The sequence below is a fragment of the Pseudomonas sp. KU43P genome (assembly GCF_033095865.1).
Lineage (GTDB): Bacteria > Pseudomonadota > Gammaproteobacteria > Pseudomonadales > Pseudomonadaceae > Aquipseudomonas.
The window spans coordinates 4,129,001-4,146,425 of the sequence record NZ_AP019365.1; the positions used below are offsets into that span (position 1 = coordinate 4,129,001).

Below are 17,425 nucleotides of genomic sequence, written 5' to 3' on the forward strand. Positions count from 1 at the left end.
CGCTCGAAAAAGCGATGCAGTAGGATTTCGTTCATCGGAGTGTAGCGCAGCCAGGTAGCGCGTCTCGTTCGGGACGAGAAGGCCGCAGGTTCGAATCCTGTCTCTCCGACCAAATCCTGATAAAAAAGCCCGCCATGCGCGGGCTTTTTGTTGTGCCTGACAAATATGCCGGGCACACCGCGAGATGGCCCGCGGTGTGCCCGGCGTATTTTTCAGGCCGTCAGGCGCGAAGTCACTTCACCCAGTTGGCCCGACAACCCGTGCAAACGGTGACCTGCCTGTTCGGTATGCTGCACGGCTTCCTGGTTGGCCGTGGCGATGCGGGTGATCTCGATCAGGTTGCGTGATATGTCTTCGGCGACGCTGGTCTGCTCTTCGGCCGCGGTGGCTATCTGCCGGTTCATGTCGCGAATCGCCTCCACCGCCATGGTGATGCGCTGCAGCATCTGCCCCGCCTGCTCCACCTGCTCGGCGCCCTCCTCGCTACGCTGCTGCCCGCTCTCGATGGCCTTGACCGCTTCCAGTGCACCCGACTGCACCGCCTCGATGATCTGGTGGATTTCGGCAATCGAGGCCGCCGTGCGCTGGGCCAGGTTACGCACCTCGTCGGCAACCACCGCAAAGCCACGCCCGGCCTCACCGGCACGGGCCGCTTCGATGGCAGCGTTGAGCGCCAGCAGGTTGGTCTGCTCGGCAATGCCGCGGATCACTTCCAGCACCTTACCGATGCGCGAGCTGTCGCTCTCCAGGTCTCGGATCACCGCTGCGGTACCGGCGATTTCACGGTTGACCGCGCCGATGATGTCGATGGTCTGCTGCATCACCTGTTCACCCGCCTGGGCGCTGTGGTCGGCATCATCGGCGGCACGTGCAGCCTGCGCTGCGTGACGGGCCACCTCCTGAGCGGTGGCGGACATCTCGTGCATGGCCGTGGCCACCTGGTCGGTACGCTGGAACTGGTCATGGGTGCCACGGGCCATGTCACCGGCGATGCTGCGTAATTGACCACTGGCGCCCTCCAGCTCTTGAGCGTTGTCCTTGAGCCGGCCCACGGTATCGGCAAGGAAATCGCGCAGGGTATTGGCGGCGCGCGCCAGACGGCCCAGTTCATCCTCGCGACGGCTGTCGACACGCTCGGCAAAGCGGCCCTGGCTTAGTTGCGCGACGTACTCGATCAGGTCGCGAATCGGCTCGATCAGGCTGCGGTTGACCCGCCACAAGCTGAGCAAGCCCACCAGCAACGCTGAACCGAGCATCACCAGCACACCCAGCCATACCGTGCGTTCGGCTGTGGCGTTGATGCTGTCGGCGCGTGTGCGGGCATCAGCACGCAGTTGCTCGACCAGCGCGCTCATCTGTTCGCTGGCTGCGCGGTCGACGCCTTTGACGGCCTGGTCACCCACTACCGGGTCACCCCCGGCAGCCAGAAACGCCTGGCGCCCCTGTTCATAGGCCAGGCCCAGTTGCCGGTGGCTGTCACGCAGCTGCTGCAACGGTGCCTTCAGAGCGCCATCGCTGCTGTCGATCAATTTCCCGAGCAATTGCTGAACCTGCTGCTCACGCGCCTGGAACTGCTGCCAGTATTTGTCCAGCTCCGCCGGCTGACGCCCACGCAGCAGAACGTTCTTCCATTCCTGGACCTGGATCTTGAACTGCAGGTTGGCCTCGTCGATGGTTTGTGAAGCCCGCAGCGGCCCATCCACCAGCTCGGCGTAACCGCGCACGCTGGAGGACAGAAACTGGAAACACACCAGGGCGATCAGCAGCATCGCCACCAGGCTGGCGCCGAGCAGGGTGAGAATTTGCACTCTGAGGGATTTACGCAACATCGCGGATCTCGGGAACAAGAAGGTAGGAAACGGCGTGCTGTTGGCAGCGCCGCGACAGACATCCATGTCCTCGTTCACAGGCCAAAAAAAAGCTGCCATCAATCGATAGCAGCCAGGTCGAGCACTTACGCAACAGTTGAGGCCCATACTCTCAGGCAATTGCTACAGAAATGTTACAAATTGGCGATGGACTAAGCGTTGCTGAACTGCAACGCGGCCAAGCGCGCATACAAGGGATTCTCCTCGATCAATTGGCGATGGCTGCCCACTGCCACCACGCGACCTTTGTCGATGACGGCAATACGATCGGCATGCTGCACCGTGGCCAGGCGATGGGCGATAACCAGCGTGGTACGGCCAGCCATCAGGCTGGGCAGTGCCTGCTGGATCAGGTATTCGCTCTGCGCATCGAGGGCGCTGGTGGCTTCGTCGAGCAGCAGGATGGGAGCATCCACGAGCAACGCACGGGCAATCGCCAGGCGTTGCCGCTGGCCGCCCGACAAACCGACGCCGCCCTCCCCCAGCAACGTCTGGTAGCCCTGTGGCAACTGGCGGATGAATTCGTCGGCGTGGGCGCCCCGTGCGGCCGTCTCGACTTCGGCCAGGCTTGCCTCGGGCCGGCCATAGCGGATGTTGGCTTCGACGGTGCCACGAAACAGCGCGGGGTTCTGCGCCACCAGGGCGAACTGCCGGCGCAGGTCGCTGGGTTCCAGCGCAGTGATCGGCAGGCCGTCGAGAAGAATGCGCCCTTGCTGCGGGTCGTAGAAGCGCAGCAACAGGTCGAACAAGGTCGATTTGCCGGCTCCCGAAGGCCCGACCAGCGCCAGAGTCTGGCCCGGTTCGATAGCCAGGCTGAGGTTGTCGATGGCGGCAACCGAAGGCCGCGACGGATAGGCAAACACCACGTGCTGCAACTCGATACGCCCGCCTTCGTGCGGGCGCTCCAGCGTCACCGCCACCTCGGGGGCAAGGATTGCACTGCGCGCCGCCAGCAACTCAGCGATGCGTTCAGCCGCGCCAGCAGCGCGCTGCAGCTCGCCGATCACTTCGCTGAGGGTTCCGCAGGCACTGCCGACGATCAGGCTATAGAACACGAATGCTGCCAGGTCACCTGCGGAGATGCGCCCGGCGATCACGTCCATGCCGCCGACCCACAACATAACCCCCACCGCACCCAGCACCAGCACGATCACCAGGGTAATCAGCCAAGCACGCTGGGTGATACGCCGCCGGGCCACGGCAAACGCCGCCTCCACCGCCTCGGCGAACAGCGTCTGGTCCCGCGCCTGGTGGTTGTAGGCCTGCACGGTCTTGATCTGCCCCAGGGTTTCGGCCACGTAGCTGCCCACGTCCGCCACCCGATCCTGGCTTTGCCGCGACAGCCTGCGCACGCTGCGGCCAAACAGCAGGATCGGCGCAAGCACCAGCGGAAGGGCCAGCACCACGATGCTGGTGAGCTTGACGTTGGTGATGAACAGCAGCACCACCCCGCCGATCACCATCAAACCATTGCGCAGAAACATCGACAGCGACGAGCCGATCACCGATTGCAGCAACGTGGTGTCGGTGGTCAGCCGCGACTGGATCTCCGAACTGCGGTTGTCCTCGAAGAAACCGGGGTGCAGTCCCACCAGATGGTCGAACACGGCTCGGCGGATATCGGCCACACAGCGCTCGCCGATCCATGAAACCAGGTAGAAACGGCTGAAGGTGCCGATCGCCAGCGCCAGTACCAGCACCAGGAACAGGCCAATGGTCTGGTTGAGCTGGTGCGCCGAGCGCGTCATGAAGCCTTGGTCGACCAGCAGGCGTATGCCCTGGCCCATGGACAGAGTGATGGCTGCGGTGACCACCAGGGCAAGCAAAGCCAGCAACGCCTGGCGGCGGTAAGGGCGAATGAATTGCCAGCCCAGGCGCAGAGCGCGGCGTTGGCGAGTGGAAACCGGTTCGGGCATGACAGCGACCAGGGCAGCATGGGATAGATGCAGACTACCATTCATCCGCAGGGCCGGTGGCTATAGCCCAACGTTCTAAGGGGGCTCTGGAGCTTTTCCCTGCTTTCTGTTGGACTGTGGGATGTCCGTGGCACTCAAGCGTCGATGTCACAGGCCGGTCACGGCACAGGTTTACCTTGATATTGGACCTGATGAGGAGACAGTGAATGAGTTTGCAGCATGGCAGCGACACACCGAAAACCCACGGTACCCCGCAACCCAAGGCCTGTGGTTCGATCATCGACGCCCAGGGCCGTGAGGTTCCGATTACCGAACAGATGATCCAGCAGGCTTGCAAGAAGCTTGAGGACAGCCGGACCGAGAACGGTCGCAAGGGCTGAACAGCGAATGTTTTGCAACCCGGCGCTTGCGCCGGGTTTTATTGCCATGAAAGCTTGCCTGTCATGGCCTCATCACAAAAGACTCAGACTACTACCCCACCCAACGCACTGACCATCTGCACCAACTGCGGCGCCTCCCCCCGCACCCGTACCGCCAGCCCTTCAATCTCGCGCCGCGGCGGGTAATGCTTGCGCAGCAGGTCGAACGCCGCCCGTTGCTCGGCAACATCATCGCTCAGGCTGCGGCGGAAATCGGCATCGTCGCGACGCGGGTCATACACCGCACGGCACAGGGTCGCCAGCGCCCAGCCTAGGTCGGCCTCGCCATCCAGCTCGATCTGCGCCAGCGGCGGTCGGGGCAGCAAGTCAGCCAACCGGACTCGTTCTTCTTCACCAAGGAAGCGGCATAGCGCCTGATAGATTTGCGCCGTGCCCCGCTGGCGGCCATCGAGGCTGTAACCTGCGATATGGGGCGTGGCCAGGGTGCAGAGGTCGGCGAGTTGCAGGTCGACTTGCGGTTCACCCTCCCATACGTCGAGCACCGCGTGCACGTCTTCACGGTCCAGCAGCAGCTCGCGCAGCGCCATGTTGTGCACCACCGGCCCACGGCTGGCGTTGATCAGCCAGGCCCCGGGGCGCAAGCGCGCGAGTTGTTCAGCGCCCAGCAGGTGCCAGGTGGGGTGCTCGCCATCACGCTGCAGCGGTGTGTGCAGGCTGATCACGTCGCACTGTTGGAGGATGGTGTCGAGGCTGACGAAGTCACCGCCTTCGCTAGCCTGGCGCAGTGGGTCGCAGACCAGGACCTTCCAGCCCAGGCCGTGCAGCACGCGCACCAACCGGCCCCCCACTTCACCGGCACCGACCACGCCAAAGGTACGCCGGGGCAGCGCCACACCATCCAGGTCGGCCAGGGTCAACAAGCTGCTTAGCACGTAGTCGACCACCCCGCGAGCGTTGCAGCCCGGTGCGCTGCTCCACTGGATGCCGGCCTCGGCAAAATAGCCCAGGTCCAGGTGATCGGTGCCGATGGTGCAAGTACCTACGAAGCGCACTTTGCTGCCTTCGAGCAGTTGCCGGTCGACCTTGGTCACCGAGCGCACCAGCAGTACATCGGCCTCTTTGACGCTGGCGGCGTCGAGGCTCCTGCCTGGGTATCGGCGGATCTCGCCGAAGCCTTCGAAGAAGGCATCGAGCAGCGGGATATTCTCGTCGGCAACTATCAGCATGGCGCTCTCCTGTCAGGGGAACGCAGTGTAGGCGCTACGACGGGCGTGTTCCAGCGCGGCTCAGTCGGCCTTCTTGCGGATCCAGTAGAGGAAGGTGCCGGCCTCTTCCTGCTGCTGCAGCAGTTCGTGGCCGAGGAAGTTGCAGAACTTAGGGATGTCGCGACGGGTCGAGGGGTCGGTGGCGATGACCTTGAGCAGGCCGCCAGCGGCCAGGTTGCGAACATGCTGGTGCAGCATCATCACCGGCTCCGGGCAGTTCAGGCCGGTGGCATCGAGGATTGCGTCTGGGGTGAAGTCAGTCATGGGGGGCTCCGCAAATGATCGCTATTGTGGCGCATAGCGCTGTGCAGACCAATAGCCGCCCGCCCACCGCTGACGCGATGCTTCGCTTTTGCTTTCGCTTTTGCTTTTGCTTTTGCTTTTAGCGCGCGATAGCCCAGGCGCCGCAGATTGCGACTTCAGGAGGCCGAGTGGAGGTGACTGGAGGGGGCCGGTGCGCAGCGCCCTTCGGCGTCAGCCGAAGCGCGAGATGTAGACTTGCGTAGCAAGTCGTAGGCCGCGGAGCCCCCGGAAGGCACCGGAGCGAGGGGACCCCGGAGCGTAGCGCAGGGGCCGTATGATGGGAGCCATGTACGGGTCACCCTCATGGGTTACAGAAAAGTACACTCACATAGGTAACACCTTGAGTGTCACATAGCCGTCGATAGCATCTCGCTCATCGATACGACCGAGGATGATTGGACCGAAAATGACATCCCACGCCCCATCGCCGATCAGCTCCAGCCCAATGAGCTGATGCTTGAGCACATAGCCAACATAAATCCTCAAACCCCGCCGATTCAAGATGCCACAGCTGTCCGCTGGGTAGCATTCAATGTGACTTGGATAGGCCATTTCAGGCAATTTTTCAGGATACGGGCGCGGTGAGGGCATATAGCAGGATGCAGGCGTTTTCTGTTTCAGCGCTTCGTGCAAACGCTCGTGATTGTAATGCTGCACGAATCGATCAAAGTGCTGCTGTTGAGCTTCCCATGCTACCGCTGGTGGCGCTGGAAGAGTGCTCTTAAGAGTTCGATGCATACGTTCATGCCGACCATTTTGCTCAGGCCTGCCGGGTGCGATTCGTTCAGGAATGATGCCTAGGCGCAGCCACCAGATAGATAACTGGGAAAGGCCTGCACGCCCTTTGCTGGCAAACGGTACGCCATTGTCGGTTCGAATACGCTCGGGTAAGCCATTTTCACGGAACACCTTGGTAAATACCGCCTGAGTTTCCTGAAAGTTGGTGTTGGGCATGCTGTGGCACGCGAGCAAGAAGCGGCTGGCGTGGTCCATGATCGTCAGCGGATAGCACCACACTCCAGCACCCGTCAGATATTGCCCCTTGTAGTCGGCGCTAAAGAGCTGGTTGGGCGTCTCTGCTTTCTCAAGGGGCTTGGGGTAAACCGCCACTCGCTGACGCAGGCGGCGCGGCTTTACGAGTTCTGCTTGCTTCAGGACGTTGTAGATCGTCGTCTTCGACGGGGGCACCTGATCTGGAAATCGTACCTGTAAAGCAGCCTGGATTTTCTTGGGCCCAGGTTCTGTCTCACCCCGGCCACGCAGCTCAATGATTGCCTCACGGACGGTATGAGGGATGCCGCCGTCTTGAGTCAATCGGCGACGGCTGTGCTCCTCCAGCCCTGCCGGGCCTTCCTTTTCATACCGCTCGATCCACTTGTAGCCGGTCTTCCGGCTTATTTCATAAGCCTGGCACAGGGCGCTGAAGCTGGGCGGCCCCTTGAGATAGTCAGCGATGAAAAGCAATTTCAGGTCCATAGGTGTTAGCTCTCGCCAAGGCATGGTCAGATCCTCGAAAACCGACCTTGCCAGTTAAAAACTGTCACCTATGTGAGTGAACTGATTTGTAACCCATGTGGGTGAGTCATACCGCCAGCCTTTTTTGGTTACTTTTTGGGGCGTTTGCCAAAAAGTGACCCGCCGTAAGGGCGGAAAGGTGAATGAGCGTCTCCTTGGCAAATGGATATGCCCGAGTGCATCAAGACCACCGCATGAGCTTTAACCTTTCGCTTATTTCGGGGGCTTTGGGGGGCTGTGGCTTTCAGATCAGGTGAATATCCAATCGCCGCAGCGGCGCTGATTCACCTTTCCGCCCTTACGGCGGGTTACTTTGGTCGTGGCCAAAGTAACCAAAACCGTCGGCTCCCATCATCCGGCCCCTACGCTACGCTTCGGGGTCCCCTCGCTCCGGTGCCCTCCGGGGGCTCCGCGGCCTACGACTTGCTGCGCAAGTCTACATCTCGCGCTTCGGCTGACGCCGAAGGGTGCTACGCACCGGCCCCCTCCAGTCACCTCCACTCGGCCTCCTGAAGTCGCAATTTGTGTCGTCTGAACTATCGCGCGCTTAGAAGCAAAAGCAAAAGCAACGGCAACGGCAACGGCAACGGCAACGGCGTACTAACGCGATTTCGTATCCAATCTACGTAGATGACACGTCACTTCCTCACGGTCGTGATACAGCTGCTTACAAGCAATCGACACCTTCACCTTACGCGCCTGAAACGTCGCTTCCATGCGATCCAGCAACCGCCGCACCTCGGCATAACGTTGCTTCATCGGCAACTTCAGGTTGACCACCGCCTCACGGCAAAGCCCCTCCCCCAACCACGTCTCGATCAGCGCGGTAGTACGCGCCGGCTTCTCGACGATGTCGCAGACCATCCAGTCCACCGGCTGCTTCGGCTGCCAGGTAAAGCCATCGGCCATCAGGTGCTGGACCAGCCCTGTGTCCATCAAGCTTTCCGCCATGGGCCCGTTGTCGATGGCGGTGACCAGCATGCCGCGGCGCACCAGTTGGTAGGTCCAGCCACCCGGTGAGGCCCCCAGGTCGACACCGGTCATGTCGTCCCCCAGCCGCTGCTCCCAATGCTCACGCGGGATGAACTGGTGCCAAGCCTCTTCAAGCTTCAGGGTCGAACGGCTAGGGGCTTCACGCGGGAACTTCAAGCGCGGAATACCCATCGGCCACAGCGCACTGTTGTTCGCCTCGGCCACACCCACGAACACCCGTCGGCCACTGATGAAGGTCAGCAACAGACGCGGCCGGCTGGCGTCATCGACCAGGCGCCCGGCCTTCTCCAGCGCCTTGCGCAGCGGCACCTCGAACTTGCGACAGAACGTCGAAAGCTCCTTGCCATCGTTGCTGTCCAGCACTTCCAGCCACAGACTACCAAACACCGGCAACCCGGCCAGGTGCTCGAGCAGCACGCTGATGCGATCTGTCTCCGGCAGTTCGATATAGCTGCCGCGGGCCCACTGGCGCGGGAAGATCAGTTGGGCGAAGCGCAGATGCGCCATCAACCGCTCGGCACCGTCGGCCTCGGCACAGACGAACTCGGCACTGGCGCTCTGCGGCTTGCCTTTGGCATAGCCGGCAATGCCCAGGCGGGCGGCGTGCTCACTGATCTCGGCGCAGACCTCGCCCTCGAAACCGGGCCGGCAATGCATGAACAGGGTATTCATTTCTCACTCCACTACGGCGGGCGCGCTACGGGCGCCGGCAGGGCGGCGATGATAAAGGAAGTTCGGAACCTGCGACACGCCCCGCCGGTCCAGAAAAGGGTCAGGTACACCAAACCGGTCTAACCTGACCATTCAGCCAGGTCCGTGCCGTGCGGGCCGAAACAGAGCGGTGACACCGGCCAACAGCACAGGCCGGGCACCGGTGCAGAAGGAGTTGGCAATGCCCTCGCTCGATAGCCTGAACACCCTCAAGACCCTGAAGGTAGCCGACCAGACCTACCACTATTACAGCCTCACCGAAGCCGCGCGCCAACTGGGCGACCTGCAGCGCCTGCCCATGTCGCTCAAGGTGCTGCTGGAGAACCTGCTGCGCTGGGAAGACGGCAAGACCGTCAGCGGCGACGACCTGCGTGCCCTCGCCAACTGGCTGCAGGAGCGCCGTTCCGATCGCGAGATCCAGTACCGCCCGGCGCGGGTACTGATGCAGGACTTCACCGGCGTACCGGCGGTGGTCGACCTGGCCGCCATGCGCGCCGCCATGGCCAAGGCCGGTGGCGACCCACAGCGGATCAACCCGCTGTCGCCAGTGGACCTGGTGATCGACCACTCGGTGATGGTCGACCGTTATGCCACGCCCCAGGCCTTCAGCGAAAACGTCGACATCGAGATGCAGCGCAATGGCGAACGCTACGCCTTCCTGCGCTGGGGCCAGAGCGCGTTCGACAACTTCCGCGTGGTGCCGCCGGGCACTGGCATCTGCCACCAGGTCAACCTGGAATACCTCGGGCGCACGGTCTGGACCCGTGAAGCGGATGGCCGTACCTACGCCTTCCCCGACACCCTGGTCGGCACCGACTCGCACACCACCATGATCAACGGGCTGGGCGTGCTCGGCTGGGGCGTGGGTGGCATCGAGGCGGAAGCCGCCATGCTCGGCCAGCCCGTGTCGATGCTGATCCCCGAAGTGATCGGTTTCAAGCTCACCGGCAAGCTGCGCGAAGGCATAACCGCTACCGACCTGGTGCTGACCGTGACGCAGATGCTGCGCAAGAAAGGCGTCGTCGGCAAGTTCGTCGAATTCTACGGTGACGGCCTGGCCGACCTGCCGCTGGCCGACCGCGCCACCATTGCCAACATGGCGCCTGAATATGGCGCCACCTGTGGTTTCTTCCCTGTGGATGAGGTCACCCTCGACTACCTGCGGCTGTCAGGCCGGCCGAACGCGACGGTGCAACTGGTCGAGCAGTACTGCAAGGCCCAGGGGCTATGGCGCCTGCCGGGGCAGGAACCGACCTTCAGCGATACCCTGGCGCTCGACATGGGCGACGTCGAAGCCAGCCTGGCAGGGCCCAAGCGGCCCCAGGACCGCGTCGCACTGGGCCAGGTCAACCAAGCCTTCAACCACTTCATCGAACAGCAGCCCAAAGTGCTGGCCAAGGAAGTCGGCCGCCTGGAAAGCGAAGGCGGCGGTGGCGTGGCGGTGGGCAATGCCGACCAGGCCGGCGAGATCGACTACAGCCATGACGGCCAGACCCACACCTTGCGCCATGGCGCCGTCGTAATCGCCGCGATCACCTCCTGCACCAACACCTCCAACCCCAGCGTGATGATGGCAGCGGGGCTGGTGGCGAAGAAGGCCCTGGAGAAGGGGCTGCAACGCAAGCCGTGGGTCAAGAGCTCACTGGCGCCCGGCTCCAAAGTGGTCACTGATTACTACGATGCCGCCGGACTCACCCCTTACCTCGACCAGCTCGGCTTCGACCTGGTCGGCTATGGCTGTACCACCTGCATCGGCAACTCCGGCCCTCTGGATGAAGCCGTCGAAAAAGCCATCAGCAGCGCCGATCTCACAGTCGCCTCGGTGCTCTCGGGCAACCGCAACTTCGAAGGCCGTGTACACCCGCTGGTCAAGACCAACTGGCTGGCCTCGCCACCACTGGTGGTCGCCTACGCGCTGGCGGGCAGCGTGCGCGTGGACCTGACCAAGGATGCGCTGGGTACCGGCAAGGATGGCCAACCGGTCTACCTGCGTGACATCTGGCCAACCCAGCAGGAAATTGCCGAAGCCGTCGCAAAAGTCGATACGGCCATGTTCCACAAGGAGTACGCCGAGGTGTTCGCCGGCGACGCGCAGTGGCAGGCGATCAAGGTGCCGCAGGCCGCCACCTATGTGTGGCAGGACGATTCCACCTACATCCAGCATCCACCGTTCTTCGACGACATCAGCGGGCCGTTGCCTGTCATCGAGAATATCCAGGGTGCACGCATCCTCGCCCTGCTGGGTGACTCGGTGACCACCGACCATATTTCCCCGGCCGGCAACATCAAGGCCGACAGCCCCGCTGGTCGCTACCTGCGCAGCAAGGGCGTGGAGCCACGGGACTTCAACTCCTACGGTTCACGGCGCGGCAACCACGAGGTGATGATGCGCGGCACCTTCGCCAACATCCGCATCCGCAACGAGATGCTCGGCGGCGAGGAAGGTGGCAGCACCCTGTACGTGCCCACGGGCGAGAAATTGTCGATCTATGACGCCGCCATGCGCTACCAGGCCGAAGGCACGCCACTGGTGGTGATTGCCGGCCAGGAGTACGGCACCGGATCCAGCCGCGACTGGGCGGCCAAGGGCACCAATCTGCTGGGAGTCAAGGCGGTACTGGCGGAGAGCTTCGAGCGCATTCACCGCTCAAACCTGGTGGGCATGGGCGTACTGCCCCTGCAGTTCAAGGCCGGCAACGACCGCAAGCAACTGGGGTTGACCGGCAAGGAGCATATCGACGTGCTGGGGCTTGCGGGTGCGCAGATAAAACCGGGCATGAGCCTTGCGCTGCGCATCACCCGCGAGGATGGCCAACAGCAGCAGATCGAGGTGCTGTGCCGGATCGATACGGTCAATGAAGTCGAGTACTTCAAGGCCGGCGGGATCCTGCACTTCGTGTTGCGCCAACTGATCGCGAGCTGAAGCACCTGGGGCCGCCCTGCGGCCCCTTCCCTGCCCTGCCTGGCAAATATTCATTCAATAAAACCGCGGGCCTGCCGATACCTCTCCAAAGCCTTGCGGATTACACGACCCATGCGTAACAACCAGCCGATTACTCAACGTGAGCGGACATTCCCCGCCCAACAACGGTTGATCTCCACCACCAATGCCAAGGGTGTGATCACCTACTGCAACGATGCCTTCATCGAGATCAGCGGTTTCACGCGCGAGGAGCTGACCGGCGCACCGCACAACCTGGTGCGCCACCCCGACGTACCGCCGGCGGTTTTTGCCCACATGTGGCAAACCCTCAAGCAAGGCTTGCCGTGGATGGGTATCGTCAAGAACCGTTGCAAGTCGGGCGATCACTACTGGGTCAACGCCTACGTCACACCCGTCTTCGACAACAACCAGGTAGTCGGTTTCGAGTCGGTGCGGATAAAGCCCAGCGCCGAGCAGATCCGCCGCGCCGAAGCGCTGTACCAGCGCATCAATCAAGGCAAGGCCGCGATTCCGCGCCGGGACAAATGGCTGCCCGTGCTGCAGGACTGGCTGCCGTTCATCCTGGTCAGCCAGGTCGGCTTCCTGATCGGCAACTGGCTGGGCCACTCCTGGGGCTTCGCCCTGGCCGCCGGCCTGTCGGTCCCCCTCGGCCTGATGGGCCTGGGCTGGCAGCAACGTGGCCTCAAGCGCCTGCTGCGTCTAGCCGAACAGACCACTTCCGACCCGCTGATCGCGCAGATGTACACCGACAGCCGTGGCGTTCAGGCGCGCCTGGAAATGGCCATGCTGAGCCAGGACGCACGCCTGAAAACCTGCCTGACCCGCCTGCAGGACAGCGCCGAACACCTCAGCGAGCAGGCCCGTCAGTCCGACGACCTGGCGCACAAGAGCTCTTCGGGGCTGGAGCGCCAACGGGTGGAAACCGAACAGGTCGCTACCGCCGTCAACCAGATGGCCGCCACCACCCAGGAGGTGGCCAACCATGTACAGCGCACCGCCGATGCCACCCAGGAAGCCAACCGCCTGACGGCCCAGGGCCGGCAGATTGCCGGGGAAACCCGCGATGCCATCGAGCGCTTGTCCAACGCCGTGGGCGAGACAGGTGCGACCGTGACTCAACTGGCCAAGGACAGCGATGAGATCGGCGGTGTGGTGGATGTGATCAAGGGGATTGCCGACCAGACCAACCTGCTGGCACTGAACGCCGCCATCGAAGCTGCACGCGCCGGCGAAATGGGCCGAGGCTTTGCCGTGGTCGCAGATGAAGTGCGCCAGCTTGCCCAACGTACCGCCGAGTCCACCGGACAGATCCACGGCCTGATCGCCAAGCTGCAACAAACCGCCAACAACGCGGTACAGACCATGGAAAGCGGCCACCGTCAGGCTCAGGAAGGCGTCGAACGGGTCATGCAGGCCGACCAAGCGCTGGTCGGTATCAGTGAGGCGGTAGCCAATATCACCGACATGGCCACCCAGATTGCCGCTGCCACCGAAGAGCAGACCGCTGTGGCGGATGAGATCAGCCGCAACATCAGCACCATCGCCGAACTGGCCGACCAGACGGCCGAGCAGGCGCAACATTCGGCGCAGCTCAGTGAAGCACTGACCACCACTGCCAGCGGCCAGTATTCGCTGGTGGAGCGTTTCAACCGCTAAGCTCGCGTGGCCTAAGCCGGCTCCAACAGGTACAGCGCTGATCTCAACGGCACTGATACCTCTTTGGGAGCCGGCTTGCCGGCGACAGGGTCATCTCAGGCTGCAGCCGCCTACCAATCCAGCGTCAGCCGGCTTTCGAAATAGCGTTCTTCACCCGACAACGGATCACTGAAGCGCAGGCTGTGCGCCAGCAGCTTCAGGGGCCGCTGATAATCGTCTTCTTCCTTGAGCAGCTCGGGATAGAACGGGTCATTGCAGATGCCGGCGCCCAGCGCGGCCATGTGCACCCGCAACTGGTGGGTCTTGCCAGTGACCGGTGACAGGCTGTAACGCCACCACTCGGCGTTCTTCTCGAGCACTTCGGCGAGGGTCTCGCTGTTCTGCGCCCCTTCCACCTCGTGCATGCGGAAAAACGGCTCGCCGTGCACCAACCGGCTTCTATGCACCAGCGGAAAATCATGCTGGGGCATGGGCGCTGCGATGGCTTGATAACGCTTGTCGATACGGCGCTCCGGGAACAACCGTTGATACGCACTGCGCGTCTGCGGATTGGCGGAAAACAGCACCAGGCCAGCCGTGTGCCGGTCGATCCGGTGCAACGGCACCAGGTGGGGGTTGTCCAGGCGGCGGATCAAACGTCGCAGCAGGGTCTGTTCGACGTACTCACCGGTCGGCGTGACCGGCAAGAAGTGCGGCTTGTCCGCCACTACCAGGTGCTCGTCCACATGCAGGATGGCCTCCTCCACCGGAATCGGCCGCTCATTGGCCACCTCGCGGAAGTAGTGCAGGCGCATGCCGCGACGATAAGGCAGGTTGGCAGCGACCGCCTGACCTTGGGCGTCGAGCACGCGGCCACGGGCAAATCGGTCGAGCCACTGATCACGGCCGATGGCCTTGAAGTGGTCGCAAAGGCAATCGAGCACCGTGGCCCAGTTGCCAGGGGGCAGGCACACCGTGCTGGCTTGCTGGCGGGCTGGGTCGAAGGGGCTGGTCATGGCGGGACTCGAACGGATCAAAGCCGGGCATTATCCCCCAAGCCCGGCAGTGCAACCAGCCTCGACACCACCTTCACTGCGCTCCTTCAGCCAGCGCAGCACTTGCACGGGCTCCCAGCGACCGGGATCGTAGAGCGCATAGAGCAATCCCTGATAACCCACCACATCCAGGCCCCGGTGATAGCCGGCACGCTGGAACAAGGCCTCGATCTCGGCAAAGCAGGTATTGAAGTGGACCTTGCCGAACGGCGTGCGATCATCGGTGACCAAGCCTTCAAGGCGCAATTCCAGCACTGCGTCACATACCCGTTCCACCGGCATGCGGTTGACGCTGTACTTGAGTTGCTCGACGTTGAGCATGCATTCACCTCGATACTGTGTTTATATACAGCATACGAACATCACCTTGGCGCCGTCAATGCGGTTAATTGCAGGCCGGCAGGTAGCCGGTGCCCTTGCGCAAGGTCAGCACCTATTCCAGGGCGTCGCAGAGTAACTGCAGGCTGGCCCGTGCCTCGGGAGGCGGGGTGTTGTCGAGCCCCTCCCTCGCAGCGAGTTGCGAAACGATCATTTCTTCGAACGGGAAATGGGGAGTGATTAGCATGGCTGCTTTCCTGATGATCCATTGAAGATACCGGCGCTCGGTGCGCCAGCACGCGATCATCACAACTCGGCACCCACCATGGCGCAGGGACATAACTCCCCTTGCGTCATCACTGCGCGAGAAACGCCACCACCTGTTCGGCATCGAACGGCCAGTGCAATTCGGCAGAGGTATCGCTGCGCCGTAGCACCGGGATGATCAATCCATAGCGCTCGAACAGCGCCTCGCTATCGGCAATGTCGACCAGTTCGACCAGCAGACCATGGTCGACGAAGGGCATCAGCAACGCTTCGGCCACTTCACACAAGTGGCAGCCGACGGTGCCGAAGAGTTGGCATTCAGGCAGCATGGAGCAGAACTCGGTTTGCAGGGAAGAGAAACCTATTCTAGGCCCCTCCCGCCCCCTGCGCACCCCGCCTCACTCAATCCTGGCTGGTGGCGCCAATACGATGCAGCGACAGGTCGGCGCCCTGGAACTCCTGCTCATGGCTCAAGCGCAGGCCATGCAAGCGACGGATCAGGCCATACACGGCAAAGCCGCCGGCCAGCGCCACCACGACACCCGCCAGGCTGCCGATCAATTGGCTGGCCAGGCTGACACCGCCCATCCCACCCAGAGCCGACTGGCCAAAGATGCCACAGGCGATCCCACCCCACAGACCGCACAGCCCGTGAAGCGGCCAGACACCTAGCACATCGTCGATTTTCCAGCGGTTCTGGGCGGCGGTGAAACTCCAGACGAACAGCACACCCGCCACCAGCCCGGTGGCCAGCGCACCGATCGGGTGCATCAGGTCGGAGCCTGCGCAGATCGCTACCAACCCTGCCAGCGGCCCGTTGTGCAGGAAGCCCGGGTCGTTGCGGCCGGCGAACAGCGCTGCCAGGGTGCCGCCGACCATGGCCATCAGCGAGTTGATCGCCACCAGGCCGCTGACGCCCTGAAGCGTCTGGGCACTCATTACGTTGAAGCCGAACCAGCCGATGATCAGGATCCACGAACCCAGGGCCAGGAATGGGATACTCGACGGCGCGAAGGCCACCAGACGCCCGTCGCGATAGCGCCCGCGTCGGGCGCCCAGCAGCAATACGGCCGCCAATGCCAGCCAGCCGCCCATGGCATGCACCACCACAGAGCCGGCGAAGTCATGGAACGGCGCCCCGAAGCGCGCCTGCAGCCAACCCTGGATACCCAGGTTGCCATTCCATACCACGCCTTCGAATAACGGGTAGATGAACGCCACGATCAGCGCGGTGGCGCAAAGCTGCGGAACGAATCGGGCACGCTCGGCGATACCGCCCGAGATGATCGCCGGAATCGCGGCCGCGAAGGTCAACAGGAAGAAGCACTTGACCAGTGCATAGCCGTGGTCGGCAGCCAGTTGCGCCGCCGGCTGCAGGAAGCTCACGCCATAGGCGATCCAGTAGCCGACGAAGAAATACACCAATGCCGAGATGGCGAAGTCGCTGAGGATCTTCGACAAGGCATTGACCTGGTTCTTATGGCGCACCGTACCTACTTCGAGGAAGGCGAAGCCGGCGTGCATGGCCAGCACCAGAATGGCGCCCATGAGGATGAACAGGGTGTTGGAACCGTGGACCAGAGAGTCCATCGCGCTGTGCATGTTTTCCATGAAGTAGGCAGACCTGCTGAAAAGGCACCAGGACAGTTCAAGAACCTGCATCCCTGCACCGAATCGGTGCCAGCTCACGGCCGTGTTCTAGCGTACCGGCTGAAGCCTGCGTGGTTTTTTCTTGGGTTTGTCGTGGATTGAGTTAAGGTTTATCGGTATCCGTCGGGCGTGTACGCCCTGAATCGGCGCACAAGCGTGGGCAGCGCCCCGGGTTGTGGCAGATTCCGTTGGGCTAGGCTTAGCAAGGCCCATACCAGCGCCACAGTGAACCTTCCGCGCACCGGCAAACTCGAATGATCTACACACCACACAGGGAGAGCCCCATGGCCAGCAAATCGGCAAAGACTGCACAAGACATACTGATGGCTGACTTTCAGGCCTTGGTTCGTGATACCGAGAAACTGCTGGCCGATACCGCCAACCTGGCGGGCGACCAGGCCGACGATTTGCGCGAGCAGATTCACGAGCGCCTGACCCAAGCCCGCGAAACCCTGCAACTGACCCAGGACTCGGTAAAGGAACGCGGCCAGGCAGCGCTGGGCACCGCCGAGCATTACGTTCAGGAAAACCCTTGGCAGGCCATCGGCATTGCCGCCGGTGTCGGCCTGCTGATCGGCCTGCTGGCCAATCGGCGCTGAGGAGAC

Annotated in this window: 14 protein-coding genes, 1 tRNA gene and 2 pseudogenes; 5 read left to right on the plus strand and 12 right to left on the minus strand. The window is 62.6% G+C overall.

All coding sequences use genetic code 11. From position 1 onward, the window contains the following. Nucleotides 1-35 precede the first annotated feature (35 nt). Nucleotides 36-112, plus strand: a tRNA-Pro gene (locus KU43P_RS18870). A 100-nt stretch (nucleotides 113-212) separates the two neighbouring features. On the opposite strand, the gene KU43P_RS27100 is transcribed toward KU43P_RS18870, so the two are convergent. The 3 genes and pseudogenes from KU43P_RS27100 to KU43P_RS18880 form a co-directional block, all read right to left on the minus strand. Beyond that, a complete protein-coding gene (locus tag KU43P_RS27100) occupies nucleotides 213-980 on the minus strand; it encodes a methyl-accepting chemotaxis protein (protein ID WP_411567262.1) in 768 nt (255 codons plus the stop codon). 165 nt (nucleotides 981-1,145) lie between these two features. Then, nucleotides 1,146-1,976, minus strand: a pseudogene (locus KU43P_RS27105) (hypothetical protein); the annotation flags it as partial. Nucleotides 1,977-2,020: 44 nt separating this feature from the next. Next, on the minus strand, nucleotides 2,021-3,784 hold the full coding sequence (locus tag KU43P_RS18880) for an ABC transporter transmembrane domain-containing protein (protein ID WP_317658985.1): 1,764 nt from the start codon (nucleotides 3,782-3,784) through the stop codon (nucleotides 2,021-2,023). A 206-nt stretch (nucleotides 3,785-3,990) separates the two neighbouring features. Between KU43P_RS18880 and KU43P_RS18885 the strand changes: the two genes are divergently transcribed. Next, nucleotides 3,991-4,164 (plus strand): PA1571 family protein, encoded by a 174-nt coding sequence (locus KU43P_RS18885; RefSeq protein ID WP_317658986.1) that lies wholly within the window; start codon nucleotides 3,991-3,993, stop codon nucleotides 4,162-4,164. Between the two features lie 83 nt (nucleotides 4,165-4,247). Here the strand turns inward: KU43P_RS18885 and pdxB are convergent, their stop codons facing one another. The 4 genes from pdxB to rlmM all read right to left on the minus strand — a co-directional run bounded on the left by pdxB (nucleotide 4,248) and on the right by rlmM (nucleotide 8,912). Next, entirely contained in the window at nucleotides 4,248-5,390 is a 1,143-nt protein-coding gene (gene pdxB / locus KU43P_RS18890) for a 4-phosphoerythronate dehydrogenase PdxB (RefSeq protein ID WP_317658987.1), read from the minus strand. A 60-nt stretch (nucleotides 5,391-5,450) separates the two neighbouring features. Next, on the minus strand, nucleotides 5,451-5,693 hold the full coding sequence (tusA, locus tag KU43P_RS18895) for a sulfurtransferase TusA (protein ID WP_236235574.1): 243 nt from the start codon (nucleotides 5,691-5,693) through the stop codon (nucleotides 5,451-5,453). A 363-nt stretch (nucleotides 5,694-6,056) separates the two neighbouring features. Beyond that, a complete protein-coding gene (locus KU43P_RS18900; RefSeq protein WP_317658136.1) occupies nucleotides 6,057-7,232 on the minus strand; it encodes an IS481 family transposase in 1,176 nt (391 codons plus the stop codon). 615 nt (nucleotides 7,233-7,847) lie between these two features. Then, nucleotides 7,848-8,912: a 23S rRNA (cytidine(2498)-2'-O)-methyltransferase RlmM gene (gene rlmM / locus KU43P_RS18905; RefSeq protein ID WP_317658988.1), complete on the minus strand. Its 1,065-nt coding sequence runs from the start codon at nucleotides 8,910-8,912 to the stop codon at nucleotides 7,848-7,850. A gap of 220 nt (nucleotides 8,913-9,132) precedes the next feature. On the opposite strand from rlmM, the gene acnA reads away from it, so the two are divergent. Both acnA and KU43P_RS18915 read left to right on the plus strand, forming a co-directional pair. Continuing rightward, nucleotides 9,133-11,874: an aconitate hydratase AcnA gene (gene acnA, locus KU43P_RS18910; protein WP_317658989.1), complete on the plus strand. Its 2,742-nt coding sequence runs from the start codon at nucleotides 9,133-9,135 to the stop codon at nucleotides 11,872-11,874. A 111-nt stretch (nucleotides 11,875-11,985) separates the two neighbouring features. After that, nucleotides 11,986-13,551, plus strand: a complete 1,566-nt coding sequence (locus KU43P_RS18915; RefSeq protein WP_317658990.1) for a methyl-accepting chemotaxis protein — start codon at nucleotides 11,986-11,988, stop codon at nucleotides 13,549-13,551. Nucleotides 13,552-13,661: 110 nt separating this feature from the next. Here the strand turns inward: KU43P_RS18915 and KU43P_RS18920 are convergent, their stop codons facing one another. The 5 genes and pseudogenes from KU43P_RS18920 to KU43P_RS18940 form a co-directional block, all read right to left on the minus strand. Beyond that, nucleotides 13,662-14,546, minus strand: coding sequence for a pseudouridine synthase (locus KU43P_RS18920; RefSeq protein WP_317658991.1), 885 nt, complete (start codon nucleotides 14,544-14,546; stop codon nucleotides 13,662-13,664). 30 nt (nucleotides 14,547-14,576) lie between these two features. Beyond that, nucleotides 14,577-14,906 (minus strand): transcriptional regulator, encoded by a 330-nt coding sequence (locus KU43P_RS18925; protein WP_317658992.1) that lies wholly within the window; start codon nucleotides 14,904-14,906, stop codon nucleotides 14,577-14,579. A 115-nt stretch (nucleotides 14,907-15,021) separates the two neighbouring features. After that, a pseudogene (locus KU43P_RS18930) lies at nucleotides 15,022-15,150 on the minus strand (peptidase M15); the annotation flags it as partial. 109 nt (nucleotides 15,151-15,259) lie between these two features. Beyond that, nucleotides 15,260-15,499: a glutaredoxin family protein gene (locus tag KU43P_RS18935; protein ID WP_317658993.1), complete on the minus strand. Its 240-nt coding sequence runs from the start codon at nucleotides 15,497-15,499 to the stop codon at nucleotides 15,260-15,262. Between the two features lie 73 nt (nucleotides 15,500-15,572). Continuing rightward, on the minus strand, nucleotides 15,573-16,781 hold the full coding sequence (locus KU43P_RS18940) for an ammonium transporter (protein WP_317658994.1): 1,209 nt from the start codon (nucleotides 16,779-16,781) through the stop codon (nucleotides 15,573-15,575). Nucleotides 16,782-17,104: 323 nt separating this feature from the next. Here KU43P_RS18940 and KU43P_RS18945 point away from each other — a divergent pair, with 323 nt between their 5' ends. After that, entirely contained in the window at nucleotides 17,105-17,419 is a 315-nt protein-coding gene (locus tag KU43P_RS18945; protein WP_317658995.1) for a YqjD family protein, read from the plus strand. The last annotated feature ends 6 nt before the right edge of the window (nucleotides 17,420-17,425 follow it).

Coding starts and splice junctions, on each gene's coding strand:
- pdxB (WP_317658987.1), bottom strand. CDS start 5,390: ATGCTGATAGTTGCCGACGAGAATATCCCGCTGCTCGATGCCTTCTTC.
- KU43P_RS18945 (WP_317658995.1), top strand. CDS start 17,105: ATGGCCAGCAAATCGGCAAAGACTGCACAAGACATACTGATGGCTGAC.
- KU43P_RS18940 (WP_317658994.1), bottom strand. CDS start 16,781: ATGGAAAACATGCACAGCGCGATGGACTCTCTGGTCCACGGTTCCAAC.
- KU43P_RS18915 (WP_317658990.1), top strand. CDS start 11,986: ATGCGTAACAACCAGCCGATTACTCAACGTGAGCGGACATTCCCCGCC.
- KU43P_RS18925 (WP_317658992.1), bottom strand. CDS start 14,906: ATGCTCAACGTCGAGCAACTCAAGTACAGCGTCAACCGCATGCCGGTG.
- tusA (WP_236235574.1), bottom strand. CDS start 5,693: ATGACTGACTTCACCCCAGACGCAATCCTCGATGCCACCGGCCTGAAC.
- acnA (WP_317658989.1), top strand. CDS start 9,133: ATGCCCTCGCTCGATAGCCTGAACACCCTCAAGACCCTGAAGGTAGCC.
- KU43P_RS18900 (WP_317658136.1), bottom strand. CDS start 7,232: ATGCCTTGGCGAGAGCTAACACCTATGGACCTGAAATTGCTTTTCATC.
- KU43P_RS27100 (WP_411567262.1), bottom strand. CDS start 980: ATGGCCCGTGGCACCCATGACCAGTTCCAGCGTACCGACCAGGTGGCC.
- KU43P_RS18935 (WP_317658993.1), bottom strand. CDS start 15,499: ATGCTGCCTGAATGCCAACTCTTCGGCACCGTCGGCTGCCACTTGTGT.
- KU43P_RS18920 (WP_317658991.1), bottom strand. CDS start 14,546: ATGACCAGCCCCTTCGACCCAGCCCGCCAGCAAGCCAGCACGGTGTGC.
- KU43P_RS18885 (WP_317658986.1), top strand. CDS start 3,991: ATGAGTTTGCAGCATGGCAGCGACACACCGAAAACCCACGGTACCCCG.
- KU43P_RS18880 (WP_317658985.1), bottom strand. CDS start 3,784: ATGCCCGAACCGGTTTCCACTCGCCAACGCCGCGCTCTGCGCCTGGGC.
- rlmM (WP_317658988.1), bottom strand. CDS start 8,912: ATGAATACCCTGTTCATGCATTGCCGGCCCGGTTTCGAGGGCGAGGTC.